General features: G+C 63.4%; 22 protein-coding genes. 7 read left to right on the forward strand and 15 right to left on the reverse strand.

The features are described 5' to 3' along the window. Positions 1-95: 95 nt before the first annotated feature. Complete coding sequence (gene yjgA, locus BG57_RS01455) at positions 96-701, forward strand: ribosome biogenesis factor YjgA (RefSeq protein WP_035959647.1); 606 nt, start codon at positions 96-98, stop codon at positions 699-701. After that, the gene (gene mog, locus BG57_RS01460; protein WP_075583074.1) at positions 685-1,305 is read left to right on the forward strand and encodes a molybdopterin adenylyltransferase; all 621 of its coding nucleotides are present in this window, start codon (positions 685-687) and stop codon (positions 1,303-1,305) included. Before yjgA ends, mog begins: the two co-directional genes overlap by 17 nt. Here the strand turns inward: mog and orn are convergent. Further along, the gene (gene orn, locus BG57_RS01465; RefSeq protein ID WP_035959648.1) at positions 1,302-1,907 is read right to left on the reverse strand and encodes an oligoribonuclease; all 606 of its coding nucleotides are present in this window, start codon (positions 1,905-1,907) and stop codon (positions 1,302-1,304) included. The genes mog and orn overlap by 4 nt on opposite strands. Before the next feature lie 118 nt (positions 1,908-2,025). Here orn and BG57_RS01470 point away from each other — a divergent pair, with 118 nt between their 5' ends. From BG57_RS01470 to BG57_RS01480, 3 genes are read left to right on the forward strand one after another with little or no spacing between them, the layout of a single operon-like run. Beyond that, the gene (locus BG57_RS01470; protein ID WP_035959649.1) at positions 2,026-3,294 is read left to right on the forward strand and encodes a M48 family metallopeptidase; all 1,269 of its coding nucleotides are present in this window, start codon (positions 2,026-2,028) and stop codon (positions 3,292-3,294) included. Then, positions 3,291-4,226, forward strand: a complete 936-nt coding sequence (gene rsgA, locus BG57_RS01475; protein WP_035959650.1) for a ribosome small subunit-dependent GTPase A — start codon at positions 3,291-3,293, stop codon at positions 4,224-4,226. The genes BG57_RS01470 and rsgA overlap by 4 nt, the downstream gene beginning before the upstream one ends. Beyond that, positions 4,223-4,546, forward strand: coding sequence for a putative signal transducing protein (locus BG57_RS01480; RefSeq protein ID WP_035959652.1), 324 nt, complete (start codon positions 4,223-4,225; stop codon positions 4,544-4,546). Before rsgA ends, BG57_RS01480 begins: the two co-directional genes overlap by 4 nt. A 6-nt stretch (positions 4,547-4,552) precedes the next feature. Here BG57_RS01480 and BG57_RS01485 read toward each other — a convergent pair whose 3' ends face one another. The 6 genes from BG57_RS01485 to rpsP form a co-directional block, all read right to left on the reverse strand. Beyond that, positions 4,553-5,491, reverse strand: coding sequence for a CobD/CbiB family protein (locus tag BG57_RS01485; protein ID WP_035959653.1), 939 nt, complete (start codon positions 5,489-5,491; stop codon positions 4,553-4,555). A 125-nt stretch (positions 5,492-5,616) separates the two neighbouring features. Beyond that, entirely contained in the window at positions 5,617-6,270 is a 654-nt protein-coding gene (locus tag BG57_RS01490; RefSeq protein WP_035959859.1) for a CoA pyrophosphatase, read from the reverse strand. Between the two features lie 146 nt (positions 6,271-6,416). After that, on the reverse strand, positions 6,417-6,806 hold the full coding sequence (rplS, locus tag BG57_RS01495) for a 50S ribosomal protein L19 (RefSeq protein WP_035959654.1): 390 nt from the start codon (positions 6,804-6,806) through the stop codon (positions 6,417-6,419). 130 nt (positions 6,807-6,936) lie between these two features. Next, on the reverse strand, positions 6,937-7,707 hold the full coding sequence (trmD, locus tag BG57_RS01500; protein ID WP_035959655.1) for a tRNA (guanosine(37)-N1)-methyltransferase TrmD: 771 nt from the start codon (positions 7,705-7,707) through the stop codon (positions 6,937-6,939). A gap of 51 nt (positions 7,708-7,758) precedes the next feature. After that, complete coding sequence (gene rimM, locus BG57_RS01505) at positions 7,759-8,490, reverse strand: ribosome maturation factor RimM (protein ID WP_035959656.1); 732 nt, start codon at positions 8,488-8,490, stop codon at positions 7,759-7,761. A 95-nt stretch (positions 8,491-8,585) separates the two neighbouring features. Continuing rightward, a complete protein-coding gene (gene rpsP, locus BG57_RS01510; RefSeq protein ID WP_035959657.1) occupies positions 8,586-8,840 on the reverse strand; it encodes a 30S ribosomal protein S16 in 255 nt (84 codons plus the stop codon). Positions 8,841-9,086: 246 nt separating this feature from the next. On the opposite strand from rpsP, the gene BG57_RS01515 reads away from it, so the two are divergent. Beyond that, the gene (locus tag BG57_RS01515) at positions 9,087-9,578 is read left to right on the forward strand and encodes a TM2 domain-containing protein (RefSeq protein ID WP_035959659.1); all 492 of its coding nucleotides are present in this window, start codon (positions 9,087-9,089) and stop codon (positions 9,576-9,578) included. Between the two features lie 9 nt (positions 9,579-9,587). On the opposite strand, the gene BG57_RS01520 is transcribed toward BG57_RS01515, so the two are convergent. Together BG57_RS01520 and BG57_RS01525 are read right to left on the reverse strand one after the other, a co-directional pair. Beyond that, positions 9,588-10,712 carry a PA0069 family radical SAM protein gene (locus tag BG57_RS01520; protein WP_035959660.1) on the reverse strand — a complete coding sequence of 375 codons (1,125 nt, stop codon included), beginning with the start codon at positions 10,710-10,712 and terminating at the stop codon, positions 9,588-9,590. A gap of 71 nt (positions 10,713-10,783) precedes the next feature. Continuing rightward, positions 10,784-11,272: an Lrp/AsnC ligand binding domain-containing protein gene (locus BG57_RS01525; protein WP_035959661.1), complete on the reverse strand. Its 489-nt coding sequence runs from the start codon at positions 11,270-11,272 to the stop codon at positions 10,784-10,786. Between the two features lie 142 nt (positions 11,273-11,414). Between BG57_RS01525 and BG57_RS01530 the strand changes: the two genes are divergently transcribed. Beyond that, positions 11,415-12,707, forward strand: a complete 1,293-nt coding sequence (locus tag BG57_RS01530) for a D-amino acid dehydrogenase (RefSeq protein WP_035959662.1) — start codon at positions 11,415-11,417, stop codon at positions 12,705-12,707. Between the two features lie 54 nt (positions 12,708-12,761). Here BG57_RS01530 and BG57_RS01535 read toward each other — a convergent pair whose 3' ends face one another. The 6 genes from BG57_RS01535 to BG57_RS01560 all read right to left on the reverse strand — a co-directional run bounded on the left by BG57_RS01535 (position 12,762) and on the right by BG57_RS01560 (position 19,051). Then, positions 12,762-14,552, reverse strand: coding sequence for an acyl-CoA dehydrogenase (locus tag BG57_RS01535; protein ID WP_035959663.1), 1,791 nt, complete (start codon positions 14,550-14,552; stop codon positions 12,762-12,764). Between the two features lie 106 nt (positions 14,553-14,658). Then, positions 14,659-15,594 carry an electron transfer flavoprotein subunit alpha/FixB family protein gene (locus tag BG57_RS01540; protein WP_035959664.1) on the reverse strand — a complete coding sequence of 312 codons (936 nt, stop codon included), beginning with the start codon at positions 15,592-15,594 and terminating at the stop codon, positions 14,659-14,661. 15 nt (positions 15,595-15,609) lie between these two features. Continuing rightward, complete coding sequence (locus tag BG57_RS01545; protein ID WP_035959665.1) at positions 15,610-16,359, reverse strand: electron transfer flavoprotein subunit beta/FixA family protein; 750 nt, start codon at positions 16,357-16,359, stop codon at positions 15,610-15,612. 194 nt (positions 16,360-16,553) lie between these two features. Next, positions 16,554-17,348: a MetQ/NlpA family ABC transporter substrate-binding protein gene (locus BG57_RS01550; RefSeq protein WP_035959667.1), complete on the reverse strand. Its 795-nt coding sequence runs from the start codon at positions 17,346-17,348 to the stop codon at positions 16,554-16,556. Positions 17,349-17,373: 25 nt separating this feature from the next. Next, positions 17,374-18,027, reverse strand: a complete 654-nt coding sequence (locus BG57_RS01555; protein WP_035959668.1) for a methionine ABC transporter permease — start codon at positions 18,025-18,027, stop codon at positions 17,374-17,376. After that, the gene (locus tag BG57_RS01560; protein WP_035959669.1) at positions 18,017-19,051 is read right to left on the reverse strand and encodes a methionine ABC transporter ATP-binding protein; all 1,035 of its coding nucleotides are present in this window, start codon (positions 19,049-19,051) and stop codon (positions 18,017-18,019) included. Before BG57_RS01560 ends, BG57_RS01555 begins: the two co-directional genes overlap by 11 nt. Positions 19,052-19,053: the final 2 nt, after the last annotated feature.

Consider the following 19,053-nt stretch of genomic DNA (forward strand, 5'->3'; position numbering starts at 1 on the left):
CGGCCCGTCACGCGATCATAGCAAGGACCGCGTGCATTCACCCGCCACGCGCCCGCCGCGCCCGGTCCCCGGCAGGCGCAAGCTACAATGACGCCATGAACCGTAAAACCCGCATTCAACCGATCGAAGCCGGCCGCAACGACGGCGAGGCCGACGATCATGGCTACGATCGCCCCAGCAAATCGCAACTGAAGCGCGAAATGCACGCGCTGCAGGAACTGGGCGAGGCGCTGATTGCGCTGCCGAAAGACGCGCTCAAGCGCATGCCGATGCCCGAAAGCCTCGACGACGCCGTGCGCGAAGCACGCCGCATCACCGATCACGAAGGCAAGCGCCGCCAGTTGCAGTACGTCGGGCGCGTCATGCGCTCGCTGGAAGAAGAACAGATCGCCGCGCTGCGCACCGCGCTCGACACGTATCGCGGCGTGAACAAGGCGGAAACCGCGCGGATGCACTGGATCGAGCGCACGCGCGAAAAGCTGCTCGCCGACGACGCCGCGCTGACCGAGTTCATCCGTCAGCATCCGGGCGTCGATGCGCAGGAAGGCCGCACGCTGATTCGCAACGCCCGTAAGGAGCGCGAGCAGCAGAAACCGCCGCGCTACTATCGCGAGCTGTTCCAGTGGATCAAGAACGCGGCGGGCGTCGAAGACGACGACGATTCCGCCGATACCGGGGAAGGCGATGATTCCGAAGCGTAATCATCCCGACGAATTGATCGTCGGGCTCGTTTCGATCAGCGATCGCGCATCGCAAGGCGTCTATGAGGACAAGGGCTTGCCGGCGCTGCAGGCCTGGCTCGGCGAGGCGCTGGAATCGCCGTGGCGCGCCGAGACGCGGCTGATTCAGGACGACGCCGCGACCATCTCCGCGACGCTCGTCGAACTCGTCGATACCTTCGGCTGCGATCTCGTCCTCACGACGGGCGGCACCGGCCCCGCGCGCCGCGACGTGACGCCGGAAGCCACGCTCGCCGTCGCGACCAAGGAGATGCCGGGCTTCGGGGAGCAGATGCGCCAGATCAGCCTCAACTTCGTGCCGACCGCGATCCTGTCGCGGCAAGTCGCGGTCATCCGCGAGACGAACGACCATACCGCGCTCGTCATCAATCTGCCGGGACAGCCGAAGTCGATTCGTGAAACGCTGGAAGGGGTGAAGGACGCCGAGGGCAAGACCGCCGTGCCGGGCATCTTCGCGGCGGTGCCGTACTGCATCGATCTGATCGGCGGACCGTACATCGAAACGCAGGCGGAAGTAGTCGCCGCGTTCCGCCCGAAAAGCGCGATTCGCCCGCCGAAGGATTAAGACGCGTCGGCGGCCGTGGACGGAATGAGGAAATGCTCGCGGTAGTACTTGAGCTCGTCGATGGATTCGTGAATATCCGCGAGCGCCGTGTGCATCGCGCGCTTCTGAAAACCCTTGTAGATCGCCGGCTGCCAGCGGCGGCACAACTCCTTGAGCGTGCTGACGTCGAGGTTGCGGTAGTGGAAGAACGTCTCCAGTTCCGGCATCCAGCGCGCCATGAAGCGGCGGTCCTGACAAATGGAGTTGCCGCACATCGGTGATTTGCCGGGCGGCACGTACTGGCCGAGAAACTCACGAATCTGCCGCGTGGCGTCGGCTTCATTCACCGTCGACGCCTTCACGCGCTCGGTCAGCCCCGAGCGCCCATGCGTATTGCGGTTCCACTCGTCCATGCGTCCGAGCGCCTCGTCCGATTGATGAATCGCGAAGACCGGGCCTTCCACCATCTTGTCGAGCGTCGAGTTCGTGACGACCACCGCGATCTCGATGATGCGGTCATTGTCGGGATCGAGCCCGGTCATCTCCATGTCGAGCCACACGAGGTTCATGTCGCTGCGCGCAAGCACGGGTTCGACGCCGGGAACGTTGGAAGAGTCGGTCATGGACGATGCCTGAGGAAGAAGTGAGGCCGCGTGCGCGCCGGTTGGCAATGGCATGATGTGACAACGGCGGCAGAGCCAAGAACCTATAATTCTCGCATAGTTCAATCGGAATTCCCGGATGACCAACCTCACTCTCGCTTTCTCGACGATCTTCGTCGTTGCACTGGTCGCGATGGTTTCGACCAAGCTGTGGCTGGCGTCACGCCAGATCCGGCACGTCGCCGCGCATCGCAATGACGTGCCGCCGCAGTTCACCGGCACGATCCCGCTGACCGCGCATCAACGCGCGGCGGATTACACCGTCGAGCGCACGCGGCTCACGATGATCGAAGTGGTGACGAGCGCCGTCGTGCTCGTCGCGCTGACGCTGCTCGGCGGCGTGCAGGCGCTCGACAACGCGATCACCGCGTGGCTCGGGCGCGGCTATCTCGGGCAGATCGCGCTGGTGGCGTCGGTGGTAGCGATCACGAGCATCATCGACTTGCCATTCGACTACTTCCGCCAGTTCGTGATCGAAGAGAAGTTCGGCTTCAATCGCATGACGAAGAAGCTGTTCTTCGCGGACCTCGTGAAGGGCACGCTGATCGGCGTGCTCGTCGGCGCGCCGCTTCTGCTGTTGACGCTGTGGCTGATGGATCGCGCGGGCGCCTACTGGTGGCTCTGGACGTGGATGGTCTGGGTGGCGTTCCAACTGCTCGCGATGATCATCTATCCCACCTTCATCGCCCCGCTTTTCAACAAGTTCGAGCCGCTGAAGGACGAGGCGCTGGTCGCGCGCATCCAAAACCTGATGTCGCGCACGGGCTTCGCGGCGAACGGCCTCTTCGTGATGGACGGCAGCCGCCGCTCGGCACACGGCAACGCGTATTTCACCGGTTTCGGCGCGACCAAGCGCATCGTCTTCTTCGATACGCTCCTCGCGCGCCTGTCGGGCAGCGAGATCGAAGCCGTGCTCGCGCACGAACTCGGCCACTTCAAGCGCCGTCACGTGCTGAAGCTGATGCTCGTGATGTTCGGCATCAGCCTCGTCATGCTCGCGCTGCTCGGCTGGCTCGCACAGACCGTGTGGTTCTACGAAGGACTCGGCGTGCGGCCTTCGCTCGCCGGCAGCAATAACGGGCTCGCGCTCGTGCTCTTCATGCTGGTGCTGCCCGTGTTCATGTTCTTCATCACGCCGCTGGGCAGCCTGACATCGCGCAAGAACGAATTCGAAGCGGATGCCTTCGCAGCCAGCCAGACCGATCCGAAGGACCTCGTCAACGCGCTCGTCAAGCTTTACGAAGACAACGCGTCGACGCTCACACCCGATCCGCTCTACACAGCGTTTTATTATTCGCATCCGCCGGCATCGCAACGCATCGATCGTCTGATGCAGCACGCCGCATGACCGCGCGTTCGACGCGCAAGGGCGGCGCGGCAGCGGCCGGACGGCTCACGGGCACGGTGATCGCCGCGCACGGCCGGCATTATCTCGTCAGGCCGAGCGATGGCGGCGCGATGCTCCAGTGCTTTCCGCGCGGCAAGCGCAGCGAAGTCGCAGTCGGCGATCATGTGGTGTACGAGCAGTCGTCGGCGGATCAGGGAGTGATCGTCGAGATCGGAGAGCGGCGCAACCTGCTGTATCGATCCGACCAGTTCAAGTCGAAGCTGTTCGCCGCGAACCTCGATCAACTGCTCGTCGTGCTCGCCACCGAGCCTCATTTCAGCGAAGACCTGCTCGGGCGCGCGCTGATCGCGGCCGAAGCGCATGGGCTGGAATCGCTGATCGTGCTCAACAAGATCGACGTCGAAGGCGCGTTGACGCTGGCGCGCGAGCGACTCGCGCCGTATCGCAAGCTCGGTTACACGGTGATCGAGCTATCCGCGAAAACGCAGCCGGGCGACGTGCATCCTCAACTCGACGCCCATCTGAAAGATCGCTCGACCATCCTGCTCGGTCAGTCCGGCATGGGCAAGTCGACGCTCGTGAACCTGCTCGTCCCCGATGCCGACGCCGCCACCCGCGAGATCTCGTCCGCGCTCAATAGCGGCCGGCACACGACGACATTCACGCGCCTTTATGCGCTTCCGGGCGGCGGTTCGCTGATCGATTCACCCGGCTTTCAGGAGTTCGGCCTTCATCACTTGTCCGAAGGCGAGCTCGAGCGCGCGTTCGCGGATTTCCGGCCCTATCTCGGGCATTGCCGGTTTTATAACTGTCATCACCTGCACGAGCCGGGCTGCGCGGTGCTGGAAGCGGTCGAGGCCGGCAAGATCCGGCCAGAGCGCCACGCGCTCTATGCGCAACTGGTCCACGAAGCCAGCCAGATCGTGCGATGAAACGGCTCACGCGCGCGCCCAATCTCATCACCGCTCATCACTGGGTGAACGTGCTGAAGACGGCGGGCGTGCCGTGCGAACTCCATAACCGCTATCTGAACGGCGCAATGGGCGAAATTCCGGCGGATCAGTGCGCGCCGGAAATCTGGATCGTCGATGACCGCGACGAGACGCTGGCGCAGCGTCTTCTCGACCGCGCGCAAAAAGGGCCGGACGTCGACGCCCGGCCCTGGAAGTGCAAGCATTGCGGCGAATGGCTCGAACCGCAGTTCACCGTATGCTGGAAGTGTCAGACGGAGCGCGATCCGCTCGACGATTGATTCGCCTCAAGCCAGCCAGACGGCGATGGTCAGCATCAGCAGCAGCAACATCCACAGGATGACCGCGCGCCACACGAGACCCACCGCCGATTGCAGCGTGCGCGGCGTGCAGTCGTCGCCGACAGGCAGCGGGCTCGCATCGCCGACGGCCAGCGCCTCCACGCTCAACGGCTCCGCAAGCGGTCCGGCCAGACGCGCGCCGAGCGCGCCGCTGCCCGCCGCGAGCAGCACGCCCTGATTCGCATCGGGCCACTGGCGCGCATGATTGCGCCACGCGTAGATCGCGTCCTCGAAGTTGCCGACGATCGCGAAGCCCATCGCGGTGAGGCGCGTCGGAATCCAGTCGATGAAGAAGAACGCACGCTGCGCGAACGACGAGAACTCGGCCGTGCGTTCAGGGCTCGGCACGGCCCACGCACGCGCCAGATACTCCGCGATACGATAGAACACCGCGCCCGCCGGACCAATCGGGATCAGGAACCAGAAGAACACGCCGAACACGTGCCGATGCGACGCGATCACCGCGTGAACCAGCGTATGACGCACGATTTCGCTGACGGGCATGTCGATGGTGTCGAGCCCGGTCCACTGCGCGAGCAATTCGCGCGCGCGCGGCACGTCGTCGTTGTTCAGGGCGAGGTGGATATCGGTGAAATAGTGGCTGAACTGGCGGAAGCCAAGCGTGAAGTAGAGGACCACCACGTTCCAGAGAAACGCCAGAGCGAAGTTGATGCGATACAGCACGTAATAGACGAGCCCGACTGCCAGCGTCCACGGCAGCACGACGACGAGCCACGCGACGATGCCGTGCTTCTGCTTGCCGGCGTCGAAGCCATGCGCGGTGGATTCCGCATGATAGTGAAGCAGCGCCGAAACGGGATTGTGCGGCCTGAGCGCGCGCACTTGCTCGATGATGAGAGCCAGCAATACGGAGAAAAAAGTCATGCGAGGCGCCGAAACAGTCGGTTAATTCGAGTTTCGCGTAACGATAGCACAGCACCTCGTGCGTGCATCACCCCGGCCGGGCGCGTGGCGCGCGCGCATCACGCATGGTGCTTGCGCCGTCCCGCTCACGCGGCGAGGAAGCGATAGAAATTGCGCAACATGCCGGCTGTTGCGCCCCAGATGAAGTACGGCGCTTTGCCGGCGGCCGGCGTGTAGGGCATCGCGAAGAAACGGCGCTCGCCGCCTTCCCATCGAAATATGCGGACTTCGTGATTCGCCGGATTCATGAGCCACACGAGCGGCACTTCGAAGATATCGGCGACTTCGCGCGTATCCGCCTGCAGCGAAAACGGCGGATACACCAGCGCGACGACCGGCGTCACACGAAAACCGGTGCCGGTCAGATAATCGGGCATCGCGCCGATTACTTCGCAATGCTCCGCGCTCAGGCCCACCTCCTCGTGCGCTTCACGCAGCGCGGTCGCGGCGGCGTCGATGTCTTCGGGCTCGCGCCGCCCGCCGGGGAAGCTGATCTGACCGGCATGGTCCGACAGATGATCCGCACGCTGAGTCAGCAGCACGGTCAGCCCGCCTTCGCGCACCACAAGCGCCACCAGCACGGATGCCACCCGCGGATCGCCGCCAATTGCCTTGATGCGTTGTTCAGGCGGCTCCTGCGTCCATTCGAATTCCTTCGCGAAATGCGCGCGGAGTCCGTCCGGCGTCAGGCGCTCGGGCGGGATCGGCGGCATGTTTTCGCCGGTCGAAAGAACCGGCATGAGTTCGGGTTCGAGAATGCGCGGAGTCGATGTCTTGCCAGTGGACACGGTCTCAAGCCTGAATGTCGAAGATACGATTGGAACACATCAAAGAAAAAAGCACCCGCGAGGGGTGCTTTTTCCGGTGCAACGAACTACTGAGCCACTTACTCGGCGGCGGAAGCAGCGCGGTCCTTCGAGACCAGCTTTTCCTTGATTCGAGCCGACTTGCCCGAACGCTCGCGCAGGTAGTAGAGCTTCGCGCGACGAACGTCACCGCGGCGCTTCACGACGATGCTCGCGAGCAGCGGCGAGTAGGTCTGGAACGTACGCTCGACGCCTTCGCCCGACGAAATCTTGCGGACGATGAAGTTCGAGTTCAGGCCACGATTGCGCTTTGCGATCACGACGCCTTCGTAAGCCTGAACGCGCTTACGCGTACCTTCGACGACGTTCACGTTGACGATGACCGTGTCGCCCGGACCGAAGTCGGGGATGGTCTTCTCGCCCAGCACGCGTGCGATCTCTTCCTTCTCGAGTTGTTCAATCAGATTCATTACTGACTCCTTGTGCCATCTTGCCGAAGTTGCGTGCCTCGCACTGCTGTCGATGAGGCCCCGGTAGAGGATGGGTTTGCTTCAGACGCCGTTTTCACGACGCCCCCTTGTCCCGCTCGTTCGCGCCGGTCTATTCAGACTTCGACGCGCCCTTTGCGAGTTCTGCGAGCCACGCTTCATCGGCGCGGCTCAACATCTTCTGCTTGCGCGCCCGTGCGATTAGATCGGGCCGCTTGAATAGGGTATTGCGTAATGCTTCGCGCCTGCGCCAGGCGTCGATTTCCTTGTGATGCCCGCCAAGCAGCACGTCCGGCACGCGCACGCCTTCGTATTCCTCGGGGCGCGTGTAGTGCGGACAATCGAGCAATACATCGACGAAACTGTCCTGCACCGCCGATTGCGCGTCGTTCAGCACCCCGGGAAGATGGCGCACCACGGCGTCCATCAGCGCCATCGCGGGCAATTCGCCGCCGGACAGTACGAAGTCGCCGAGGCTGACTTCCTCGTCCACGACGCGATCGATCAAACGCTGGTCGATCGCTTCATAACGGCCGCACAACAGCACGAGGCCGGGCTCCTGCGCGTAACGCATGACGCGATCGTGGTCGAGCTTGGCGCCTTGAGGGGACATCATCACGACGCGCGTGCCTTCGATGCCCTGCTCGCGCTGCGTCGCTTTCGCCGCGGCGATCGCGTCTTCCAGCGGACGCGCCAGCATGACCATGCCGGGACCGCCGCCGTAAGGCCGATCATCCACAGTGCGATAGTTGTCCGTGGTGAAATCGCGCGGATTCCACGTGCGCAGACCGAAGCGCGCCTGCTTCACCGCCCGGCTGGTAATGCCCCAGTCGGTCAGTGCGCGAAACATCTCTGGAAAGAGCGTCACGACATCGAACTGCATCGCCCTCTCCGTATTCTGCCGGTGTCGCGTGTTGCTGACGAGAGCACCGGATTAATAGTCGGCGTCCCAGTCGACGATGATGCGCTTCGCCGCCCGATCCACCGTCTTCACATACACGCCGACGAACGGAACGAGCCGCTCGCCGGTGACGGGCTTGCCATCCTTCGTTTCGCTCGGATACTCGATCCGCAGGATGGAATGCGCGCCGTTGTCGATCATGTCGGCGACGTGGCCGAGCGCGACGCCCGCCTCGTTTTCGACTGCCATGCCGATCAGGTCGACCCAGTAGAACTCGTCTTCGTCGTCGAGCTTCGGAAAGTCGCTACGGGCAATATGCACCGTGTGGCCTTTCAGCGCGAGCGCGGCGTCGCGGTCGTCGCAGCCCGACAGGCGCGCGACGATGGAATCGCTGTGCACCTTCGACTGGATACAACGCGCGAGCTTGCGGTCGCGATTCTTGACGAGCCACCAACGCTTGGCCGCGAGCAATGCATCGCCGCCCGACTTGCCGTTTGCATGCGGCGTAACCTTGACCCAGCCCTTCAGGCCATAGGCATCCGCGATGAAACCGACTTCCACCGCGTCTTCCGGCATTTGCTCGACGGGCTCGATACCGCCCGCCTGCTCTTCCGGCTTGACTGCCGCAGAAGCGCCGGCCGCCACGCGGCGCGTGCCCGGCTTGCGGACAAACGCACCAAACGTGGCGGCGCCTTCTTCCTGCCCCGGCTTCGGTTGACTGACAGCGCCGGATTCGTGGCCGTTTCTGGGATCACGCGCGGGCATCAGCGAACCTTTGGGCAAATTTCGAACGATTCGGCGACTGAGCCGCGCCTCGCGGCGCGCACAATCGTTTCCATCGCTTCAATCGATCAGACGGCTTAAGCAGCCGGCTGAGCTTGTTGCGACTGCTTGACCAGACGCTCGACGGTCGGCGACAGTTGCGCGCCAACGCCTTGCCAGTAGGTCAGGCGATCTTGCGAGATACGCAGCGATTCGCCCTTCGTAGCGACCGGGTTGTAGAAACCCACGCGCTCGATGAAGCGGCCGTCACGGCGGCTACGCGAGTCGGTTGCGACGATGTTGTAGAACGGGCGCTTCTTCGAGCCGCCACGAGCCAGACGGATGATGACCATGCTGAAATCCTTGAAAACCGGGGTTCGGAACTACCAGAACACGCGATTATAGCGGGAATCCAAAGCACGAACAAACACTTAACGCATTTTTCGCGAGCAGCGCGTGCTTCGGAAGAATTTTGACCTGTGTGCAATCGCTGGAACCCGCGCTTGCAGCGTTCTGTTGCGCGCGCCGGGCGCATCGTAAAATAACGGATTGCGCTGCTATCGCACGGGCGCGCCAATACCTTACCACTGCTTTCGCTGATGACCTCCCCGTCCGTCGCCACGCCCGCTGCTCCGAAGTCCGCCCCGACCTACTTTCGCTCGAAGACGCTGACTGCGGCGCTCGCCTTTCTGTTCGGCAGCATTGGGTTGCACCGCTTCTATCTGTATGGCATGCGCGACAAGTACGGCTGGGCGCATATCGTCGGGATCGTGATGGGCGCGTTCGGCTATCTGATGCTCGCGGCGAGCGAGCGCACCTCCGTGCTCGGCTGGGCGCTCGCCTTTCCGGGCGCGGTCTCGTTGCTGGCGGCGTTTCTTTCAGCGATCGTGTACGGCTTGCGCCCGGACGCAAAGTGGGACGCGCAGTTCAATGCCCACACGAATCGCGAGAGCGACTCCGGCTGGACCGTGATCTTCGTCGTGATCTTTTCGCTGCTGATCGGCGCGTTCCTGCTCCTGACGGGACTCGCGCTGACGTTCCAGACTTACTTCGAAGGCCAGGTCGAGGCCGCGAAGGCCTTGTCCCAGTGAGCGCCGCGCTCAGAACAGATCGAGTTGACCCGTGCGCGGCGGCGTCCGGGTAAGCGCCGGGCGCTTGAAATCCGACATATCCAGGATGCCGCGATTGCGCTGGTTCAGCCCGAGCCGCTTCGTCGCCTGGTGAAAGCGCTGTTTCAGCATATCGGCCCATAGACCTTCGCCCTTCATGCGCGTGGCGAAATCGGAGTCGTAGTCCTTGCCGCCGCGCATGTCGCGCACGCGGCTCATCACGCGGTCCGCCCGCGCCGGAAAGTGCGCAGTCAGCCAATCCTTGAAAAGCGGCGCGACTTCCCACGGCAAGCGCAGCACGATGTAACTCGCCGTCGTCGCGCCCGCCTCCGCGCACGCTTCCAGCACTCGCTCGAGATCCGGCTCGGTGACGAACGGGATTACCGGCGCGATGCTGACGCCCACCGGAATTCCGGCGTCGGCAAGCGTGCGGATCGTGCGCAGCCGGCGTGACGGCGTGGCGGCGCGTGGTTCCAGCGTGCGGGCGATGTCGGCATCGAGCGTCGTGACGGTGATCGCGGCCATGAACTGCCCGCGCTCGGCCATCGGCGCGAGCAAGTCGATATCCCGCTCGATCAGCGATGACTTCGTAATCGCCGCAAACGGATGCCCGCAGTCGTGCAGGACTTCCGTCACGCGCCGCGTGAGCTTCAGGTCGCGCTCGACCGGCTGATACGCGTCGGTATTGACGCCTAGCGCGATGGGATCCGGCTGATAGTTCGGCTTGGCAAGCTCGCGTTCGAGCAAGTCGCCGGCATTGACCTTCGCATAAATGCGGCTTTCGAAATCGAGCCCCGGCGACAGCCCCAGATAGCTGTGCGTCGGCCGCGCGAAGCAGTAGATACAGCCGTGCTCGCAACCGCGGTACGGATTGAGCGAAACCGTGAAAGGAATGTCCGGCGAGTTGTTGCGCGTGAGGATGCTTTTGGCGCGCTCCTCGAACACTTGCGTGCGCAGCACCGGCGCGCCTTCTTCTTCGGCCGATTCGTGCATCCAGCCGTCATCGACGGACTCGCGCTCGTCCCGCTCGTATCGCCCCTGAATGTTCGTGACCGCGCCTCGCCCCTTGAGCGGCGAAGGCGGTGCAACAGGAAATTCGCGGTCCGGCGTGGGCATTTCGGTGAGAGCTTGTCGTCGAGATACCTGTACAAATATACAGTATCGCCGCGTCGCCGCAAGCGGAAATTTCACACATCGACGGGGATCGTCAGCGTCTCCTTGATCTCCTCCATCACGACGTAGCTCTTCGATTGCACCGCCCCCGGCAGTTGCAGAAGGATGTCGCCGAGCAGCTTCCGGTAATCGGCCATTTCGCCGATGCGCGCCTTGATCAGATAGTCGAAGTCGCCCGAAACGAGATGGCATTCGAGCACTTCGGGAATGCGCTGCACCTCACGACGAAACTGCTCGAACATGTTCCCGCTCTTATGATCGAGCGTGATTTCGACGAAAACCAGCAGCGCCGCGCCCAGTTGCGTCGGGTTCACGCGGGCGTAGTAGCCCGTGATGACGCCATCGCGCTCCATGCGCTTCACGCGCTCGATGCACGGCGTCACCGAGAGCCCGACGCGCTCCGCAAGATCCTTCATCGCAATGCGCCCGTCCTGCTGAAGGATGTTCAGGATCTTGTGATCGAGCTTGTCGAGCGCCCGGACCGGATTTCGCTGCGTTCTCATGTGTTTTTTGCTAAAAATCCGCCAAATACATTAACTAAAACTGCCTTGATCTCAATAGTATAGGCGATAACACTAGACGGACAATCCGCCGCGGTTCATGCGAAGCGACAGTGTCCGGCCGGATCGAAAACCTGGAGATTTCATGCGAATCGTTATTCTCGGAAGCGGCGTGGTCGGCGTGACGAGTGCGTACTATCTGGCGCGCGCCGGGCACGAAGTGACGGTCATCGACCGCGAAGCCGGCCCTGCTCTCGAAACGAGTTTCGCCAACGCGGGGCAGATCTCCCCGGGCTACGCGTCGCCGTGGGCCGCACCGGGCGTGCCGCTGAAGGCCGTCAAATGGATGTTCGAAAAGCACGCGCCGCTCGCGATCCGGCTCGACGGCACGATGGACCAGTTGCAGTGGATGTGGCAAATGCTGCGCAACTGCACGCAGGACCGCTACACGGTGAACAAGGGCCGCATGGTGCGCCTCGCCGAATACAGCCGCGATTGCCTGCAGGCGCTGCGTGCCGACACCGGCATCCAGTACGAAGGCCGCACGGGCGGGACGCTCCAGCTTTTCCGCACGCAGCAGCAGCTTGACGGCGCGGCAAAGGACATCGACGTGCTGAAGGATGCAAACGTGCCGTTCGAGCTCTTGTCGTCGGCGGAGCTGGCGCAGGCGGAACCGGCGCTGGCCGCCGTTTCGCACAAGCTGACGGGCGGGCTGCGTCTGCCGAACGACGAAACCGGCGACTGTCAGATGTTCACCACGCGCCTCGCCGCGATGGCCGAATCGCTGGGCGTCAAGTTCCGCTACAACACGCCGATCGATTCGCTCGCTGTCAGCAACGGCCGCATCGCGGGCGTGAAATGCGGCGATGAACTCGTGACGGGCGATTCCTATGTCGTCGCGCTCGGCTCGTATTCGCCGAAGCTGCTGGGCGATCTCATCAACATTCCGGTGTATCCGCTGAAGGGCTATTCGATCACCGCGCCGATCGTCGATGCGAACCGCGCGCCGGTGTCGACGGTGCTCGACGAGACGTACAAAATCGCGATCACGCGCTTCAACGATCGCATCCGCGTGGGCGGCATGGCGGAAATCGTCGGCTACGACAAGACGCTGAAGAAGGCGCGCCGCGAGACGCTGGAAATGTGCGTGAACGACCTGTTCCCCGGCGGCGGCGATACCACGAGCGCCACGTTCTGGACCGGCCTGCGCCCGATGACGCCGGACGGCACGCCGATCGTCGGCCGCACGCCGGTGCCGAACCTGTTCCTCAACACGGGGCATGGCACGCTGGGCTGGACGATGTCGTGCGGCTCCGGTCAGTTGCTCGCCGATCTGATGTCCGGCAAGCAGCCGGCAATCCGCTCGGATGACTTGTCGGTGCATCGCTACTTCGGCGATGTCGGCGTGAATACGCGTCCGGCTTACGCTGAAGTCTGATCTGAGTACGCATAACAGAACGGCGCCTCTCGAAAGAAAGGCGCCGTTGTCGTTTCAGAACTGATCTTCGCTGAGCGCGAGCACGCCTTCGCTGCCGTTCGCGCTGACGATCGCGGTCTCGAGTCCTGGTGCGAGCGACAGAATGTGCTCCGCATAGAACTGCGCCGTCGCGATCTTCGCCGTGTGGAACGGCTCGTCCTCCGCGCGTCTTGCGTGCGAAACCAGCATCGCGCGCGCCATTTGCCATCCGCACAGCACGATGCCCGCCAGCCGCAGATACGGCACGCTCCCCAGGAACACCGCGTTCGGATCGCTCTTGATCCTGGCGACGATGAATTCCACCGACCGCCCGAGCGACAAACTGCCCGCGCTCAGATGCCGATGCATCGACTTGAACGGCTGGCCATCGACTTCTGCAAGCGCGGCGATCGTCTGATCGATGTGTGCGAGCAGCAGTTGCGCCGCCGCGCCGCCGTCGCGCACGGTCTTGCGGCCGATCAGATCGTTCGCCTGGATCGCGGTCGTGCCTTCGTAAATCGGCAGAATGCGCGCATCGCGGTAGTACTGCGCCGCGCCCGTCTCCTCGATGAAACCCATGCCGCCGTGAACCTGCACGCCGATGCTAGCGACATCGACGGCAATCTCGGTGCTGAAGCCTTTGACGATCGGCACGAGATACTCGTACACCGCTTGATGTTTCTTGCGCTGCGCTTCGTCCGGATGCGCGTGCGCGACATCGCTGTGCGCGGCGGCGACATACGCCAGTGCGCGCGCGCCCTCGGTATAGGCGCGCATCGTTGCGAGCATGCGGCGCACATCGGGATGATGGATGATCGTTACCGCTTCCCTCGCGCTGCCATCGACGGGACGGCTTTGCACGCGCTCTTTCGCGTACGCGACCGCCTGCTGATACGCGCGCTCCGATACGCCGACGCCCTGCATCCCCACCGCGAAGCGCGCCGCGTTCATCATGATGAACATGTACTCGAGGCCGTGATTCTCCTCGCCGATCAGATAACCGACCGCGCCGCCGTGATCGCCGAACTGCAGCACCGCCGTCGGGCTCGCCTTGATGCCGAGCTTGTGCTCGATCGACACGCAATGCACGTCGTTGCGCGCGCCGAGTGAACCGTCATCGTTGACGAGAAACTTGGGCACGATAAAGAGCGAAATGCCCTTCACGCCTTCGGGCGCATCGGGCGTGCGCGCGAGCACGAGATGCACGATGTTCTCGGCCATATCGTGCTCGCCATACGTGATGAATATCTTCGTGCCGAAGAGCTTGTACGTGCCGTCGCCCTGCGGTTCGGCGCGCGTACGCACCAGCGCGAGATCAGAACCGGCCTGCGGCTCGGTGAGATTCATCGTGCCGGTCCATTCGCCGGCGATGAACTTCGGCAGATAGCGCGCCTTTTGTTCGTCGGTGCCGGCCGTGAGCAACGCTTCGATCGCGCCGTCGGTCAGCAGCGGGCACAACGCAAACGAGAGATTCGCCGAGTTGAGCATTTCCATGCACGCCGTCGCGATCAGCTTCGGCAGATTCTGTCCGCCGAACTCCGACGGATGCACGACGCCTTGCCACCCGCCTTGCCCGAACTGGCGGAACGCGTCCTTGAAGCCCGGCGTCGTCCGCACTTGACCGTCCGACCATGCACTCGGATCGCGGTCGCCCGCGACGTTCAGCGGCGCAATCACTTCGCCACAGAAGCGCGCGGCCTCGTCGAGGACGGCCTGCGCGGTATCGAAGTTGCCGTCTTCGAAGCCGGGCAACGCGGCGATGCTGTCCAGGTCCGCCAGTTCCTTCATCACGAACAGCATGTCCTTGACGGGGGCGCGGTAGCTCATTGTCGTGTCTCCTCCTGTGATGTTTCTCTCGTCCAGCGGATACAAAAAAGGGCGCAACGGTCGTCGCGCCCTTTCGCTCTTCGTGCAGCGATTACCGCCGCGCGTTTTAGCCGAGTTCCTTGACCAGCTCCGGCACAACCGAGAACAGATCGCCGACGAGGCCGTAGTCGGCCACGCTGAAGATCGGCGCTTCGGCGTCCTTGTTGATCGCAACGATGACCTTGCTGTCCTTCATGCCGGCCAAATGCTGAATTGCACCCGAGATGCCGACCGCCACGTACAACTGCGGCGCAACGATCTTGCCCGTCTGGCCGACCTGATAATCGTTCGGCACATAGCCGGCGTCGACCGCCGCACGCGATGCGCCCAGCGCCGCGCCGAGCTTGTCCGCGAGCGGTTCGAGCACGTGCGTGTAGTTCTCGCCGCTGCCGAGACCGCGACCGCCCGACACGATGGTCTGCGCGCTCGTCAGTTCCGGGCGATCCAGCTTCGTGATCTCGCGGCTTACGAACTGCGAGATGCCGGCATCCGCCGCCGCGTCGATTTTCTCGACTGACGCGCTTCCGCCTTCCGCCGCGACCGCGTCGAAGCCCGTGCCGCGCACCGTGATGACCTTGATCGGATCGCTCGACTGCACCGTCGCGACTGCGTTGCCGGCGTAGATCGGGCGCTCGAAGGTATCGGCGCTGACGACAGCGGTGATGTCGCTGATTTGCGCGACATCGAGATGCGCCGCGATGCGCGGGGCCACGTTCTTGCCGTATGCGGTAGCGGGCGCAACGATATGCGAATAATCCGTCGCGATATTCAGCACCGTGCCTTCGACGTTCTCAGCGAGGCCTTCGGCCAGTTGAGGCGCATCGGCGAGGAGCACCTTGCTCACGCCCGCGATCTTTGCCGCCGCATCCGCCGCGCCTTGCGCGTTCGAGCCCGCGACCAGCACGTGCACGTCGCCGCCTATCTTGGCCGCTGCCGCGACCGTGTTCAACGTCGCCGCCTTGATCGACGCGTTGTCATGCTCTGCAATAACCAGAATCGTCATTTTCTCGCGTCTCCCTCACAGCACCTTGGCTTCGGTCTTGAGCTTCTCGACCAGCGTCTTCACGTCGGGCACCATGACGCCCGCGCTACGCTTCGGCGGCTCGACGACCTTCAGCGTCTTCAGACGCGGCGTCACGTCCACGCCGAGGTCGGCGGGCTTCACCGTCGTCAGCGGCTTCTTCTTCGCCTTCATGATGTTCGGCAGCGTCACATAACGCGGCTCGTTCAGGCGCAGGTCGGTGGTGACCACCGCCGGCAGCTTCAGCGAAAGCGTTTCCGCGCCGCCATCGACTTCGCGCGACACCGTGGCCTTGCCATCGGCGATCGTCACCTTCGATGCGAACGTCGCTTGCGGCAGGCCCGCCAGTGCAGCGAGCATCTGACCGGTCTGATTCGAATCGTCGTCGATGGCCTGCTTGCCGAGAATGACCAGCTCGGGCTTTTCCTGATCGACCAAGGCCTTCAGGATCTTGGCGACCGCGAGCGGCTGCAGGTCTTCCGTGGACTCGACCAGAATCGCACGATCCGCACCGATTGCCAGCGCCGTGCGCAGCGTTTCCTGACACTGCGTCACGCCGCACGATACGGCGATCACTTCGGTCGCCACGCCTGCTTCCTTCAGACGAACCGCCTCTTCCACGGCGATTTCATCGAACGGGTTCATCGACATCTTCACGTTGGCGATATCGACGCCCGTGTTGTCCGACTTCACGCGCACCTTGACGTTGTAGTCGACCACGCGCTTGACTGGCACCAGAATTTTCATGCACACGCTCCAAAGTTACGATTACGTCAACCCAGGCTCATTATACGAGCGACACGATCGCGTTTTCCCCCTCCAGACGGGAGGGCCGGGTTAGCGTGCATCAGATTGGATAGGGATTTCGAGCTTTGCGCCCATTTTTATGGAACGGTCGTTCGTTTTCCATCCCGAAAAACCCGGACGACCGTCTCCAAGGCTTACCAGGCTGCGATCACCGCGCCTGCATACTTGCCTTCGATGAACTGCTTCACTTCGGCCGAGTGATACGCGGCGACCAGCTTCCCGACCCACGGCTTGTCCTTGTCGGCCGCGCGAATCGCGATGATGTTCGCGTACGGGCCATGCGGATCTTCAATCGCGATCGCATCGGACTTCGGCTTCAGGCCCGCTTCCATTGCGAAGTTGGTGTTGATAGCGGCGGCGTCGACGTCGGCGAGCGAGCGCGGAATCTGCGCCGCGTCCAGTTCGACGATCTTCAGCTTCTTCGGATTCTCGACGATATCGAGCGGCGTCGCCTTCAGACCGGCGTCGGCGCGCAGCTTCAGCAAGCCCTGCTTCTGCAGGAGCAGCAACGCACGGCCGCCGTTGGTCGGATCGTTCGGGACCGCGATGCGCGCGCCGTTCTGCAATTGCGCGAGCGACTTCAGCTTCTTCGAATAGATGCCCATCGGGAACGTGACGGTATCGGCCACCTTGATGAGCTTGTAGCCGCGATCGCGCACCTGCGCGTCCAGATACGGCTGATGCTGATAGCTGTTCGCGTCGAGATCGCCGGCGGCGAGCGCGGCGTTCGGCTGCACGTAATCCGAGAATTCGATGACCGTGATCTTGAGCCCGTTCTTCGCGGCGACCTGCTTCACCACTTCCATCATCTGCGCGTGCGGGCCGCCCGTCACGCCGACCTTGATCGCGTTGTCATCCGCGTGCGCTGCGCTGAACAGCGATGCCGCACCCAGAGCGGCGGCGAACTTCAGAATGAATCGACGTTGCATGTGCTGACCTTTCTTTTCGATGTGGTTATTTATGGCTCAGACGGCGCACGAGCCAGTCGCCGAACGACTGCACGAGCTGCACGAACACGATCAGGATCACGACGACCGTGAGCATCACTTCAGGGAGAAAGCGTTGATAGCCGTAGCGGATGCCGAGATCGCCGAGGCCGCCGCCGCCGATCGCGCCGGCCATCGCCGAATAGCCGACGAGCGACACGAACGTGATCGTCAGTCCCGCGACGACGCCCGGCAGCGATTCCGGCAGCAGCACCTTGAACACGATCTGGCTCGTGGTCGCGCCCATCGCCTGGGCGGCTTCGATCAGGCCGCGATCGACTTCGCGCAGCGCCGTTTCGACGAGACGCGCGATGAACGGCGCCGACGCGATGGTCAGCGGCACAACCGCCGCCGCCGTGCCGATCGACGATCCGACGACGAGCCGCGTGAATGGAATAACCGCGACGAGCAGGATGATGAAGGGCGTCGAGCGCACGGCATTCACGACGCCGCCGAGCACGCGATTCACGCCGATGTTCTGCAGCACGCCGTCGCGATCGGTCAGATAGAGCAGCACGCCGAGCGGCAGGCCGAGCGCCGCGCCGATGAGTCCCGAGATGCCGACCATGACCAGCGTCTCCCAGAACGACTGCACGAACATGTCGAACATTTCACTCAACATGGGAAAGCTCCTCCACCACGACGCCTTGCGAGCGCAAATAAGCGATCGCTTCCGCGACCTTTACCGGCTGTCCGCCCGCGAGCACCGCGAGCGAGCCGAACGCCTGGCCCTGGATCTCGTCGATCTGGCCATGCAGGATGTTGAAATCGAGTTCGTAGCGGCGAATCGTCTCCGAGAGAATCGGCTGATCGACGCCCGAGCCCCTGAACGCGAGCCGCAGCAAGTGCCCGCTGCCGGTCGAAAGACGCTCGGCGACGCGCGCCTTCAACGCGGGCGGCAACTCGTGCGCGATGACGTCGCCGATCAGCGCGCGCGTGACTTCGTGACGCGGCTGCATGAAGACATCGACCACCTTCCCTTCTTCGACGACGCGCCCGGCATCGAGCACGGCCACGCGATCGCAGACCTGCTTGATCACTTCCATCTGGTGCGTGATGAGCACGATGGTCAGCCCCAGCTCGCGATTGATCTTGCGCAGCAGGTCCAGAATGGCGCGCGTGGTTTCGGGATCGAGCGCGGACGTGGCTTCGTCGGAGAGCAGCACGCTCGGCTTGCTCGCGAGCGCCCGCGCGATGCCCACGCGCTGCTTCTGTCCACCGCTGATCTGCGCGGGATACTTGTCCTTGTGCTGCGTAAGGCCGACGAGTTCGAGCAGCGGCAGCACCGTCTCTTCGATCTGTGCGCGCGTCTTGCCCGCGAGTTCGAGCGGCAGCGCGACGTTGCCGAACACCGTGCGCGACGACAGCAGGTTGAAGTGCTGGAAGATCATGCCGATGTCGCGGCGCGCGGCACGCAGGTCATCCTTGCCGAGCGTGGTGAGATCGCGCCCATCGACGACGACGCTGCCTTCGCTCGGCCGCGTCAGCAGGTTGATGGTGCGCACCAGCGTGCTCTTCCCGGCCCCGCTGCGTCCGATGATGCCGAAGATCTCGCCGGCGGGAATCGCCAGATTGACGTTATGCAGCGCTTCCACCCAGCCCCGGGGTCCCGCAAAGCGCTGCGAGAGGTTACGTATTTCGATCATGC

Source organism: Caballeronia grimmiae, assembly GCF_000698555.1.
GTDB lineage: Bacteria > Pseudomonadota > Gammaproteobacteria > Burkholderiales > Burkholderiaceae > Caballeronia > Caballeronia grimmiae.

Excerpts from the sequence above, each read along its gene's own strand:
- yjgA (WP_035959647.1), top strand. The coding sequence starts at position 96 with ATGAACCGTAAAACCCGCATTCAACCGATCGAAGCCGGCCGCAACGAC.
- mog (WP_075583074.1), top strand. The coding sequence starts at position 685 with ATGATTCCGAAGCGTAATCATCCCGACGAATTGATCGTCGGGCTCGTT.
- orn (WP_035959648.1), bottom strand. The coding sequence starts at position 1,907 with ATGACCGACTCTTCCAACGTTCCCGGCGTCGAACCCGTGCTTGCGCGC.
- BG57_RS01470 (WP_035959649.1), top strand. The coding sequence starts at position 2,026 with ATGACCAACCTCACTCTCGCTTTCTCGACGATCTTCGTCGTTGCACTG.
- rsgA (WP_035959650.1), top strand. The coding sequence starts at position 3,291 with ATGACCGCGCGTTCGACGCGCAAGGGCGGCGCGGCAGCGGCCGGACGG.
- BG57_RS01480 (WP_035959652.1), top strand. The coding sequence starts at position 4,223 with ATGAAACGGCTCACGCGCGCGCCCAATCTCATCACCGCTCATCACTGG.
- BG57_RS01485 (WP_035959653.1), bottom strand. The coding sequence starts at position 5,491 with ATGACTTTTTTCTCCGTATTGCTGGCTCTCATCATCGAGCAAGTGCGC.
- BG57_RS01490 (WP_035959859.1), bottom strand. The coding sequence starts at position 6,270 with ATGCCGGTTCTTTCGACCGGCGAAAACATGCCGCCGATCCCGCCCGAG.
- rplS (WP_035959654.1), bottom strand. The coding sequence starts at position 6,806 with ATGAATCTGATTGAACAACTCGAGAAGGAAGAGATCGCACGCGTGCTG.
- trmD (WP_035959655.1), bottom strand. The coding sequence starts at position 7,707 with ATGCAGTTCGATGTCGTGACGCTCTTTCCAGAGATGTTTCGCGCACTG.
- rimM (WP_035959656.1), bottom strand. The coding sequence starts at position 8,490 with ATGCCCGCGCGTGATCCCAGAAACGGCCACGAATCCGGCGCTGTCAGT.
- rpsP (WP_035959657.1), bottom strand. The coding sequence starts at position 8,840 with ATGGTCATCATCCGTCTGGCTCGTGGCGGCTCGAAGAAGCGCCCGTTC.
- BG57_RS01515 (WP_035959659.1), top strand. The coding sequence starts at position 9,087 with ATGACCTCCCCGTCCGTCGCCACGCCCGCTGCTCCGAAGTCCGCCCCG.
- BG57_RS01520 (WP_035959660.1), bottom strand. The coding sequence starts at position 10,712 with ATGCCCACGCCGGACCGCGAATTTCCTGTTGCACCGCCTTCGCCGCTC.
- BG57_RS01525 (WP_035959661.1), bottom strand. The coding sequence starts at position 11,272 with ATGAGAACGCAGCGAAATCCGGTCCGGGCGCTCGACAAGCTCGATCAC.
- BG57_RS01530 (WP_035959662.1), top strand. The coding sequence starts at position 11,415 with ATGCGAATCGTTATTCTCGGAAGCGGCGTGGTCGGCGTGACGAGTGCG.
- BG57_RS01535 (WP_035959663.1), bottom strand. The coding sequence starts at position 14,552 with ATGAGCTACCGCGCCCCCGTCAAGGACATGCTGTTCGTGATGAAGGAA.
- BG57_RS01540 (WP_035959664.1), bottom strand. The coding sequence starts at position 15,594 with ATGACGATTCTGGTTATTGCAGAGCATGACAACGCGTCGATCAAGGCG.
- BG57_RS01545 (WP_035959665.1), bottom strand. The coding sequence starts at position 16,359 with ATGAAAATTCTGGTGCCAGTCAAGCGCGTGGTCGACTACAACGTCAAG.
- BG57_RS01550 (WP_035959667.1), bottom strand. The coding sequence starts at position 17,348 with ATGCAACGTCGATTCATTCTGAAGTTCGCCGCCGCTCTGGGTGCGGCA.
- BG57_RS01555 (WP_035959668.1), bottom strand. The coding sequence starts at position 18,027 with ATGTTGAGTGAAATGTTCGACATGTTCGTGCAGTCGTTCTGGGAGACG.
- BG57_RS01560 (WP_035959669.1), bottom strand. The coding sequence starts at position 19,051 with ATGATCGAAATACGTAACCTCTCGCAGCGCTTTGCGGGACCCCGGGGC.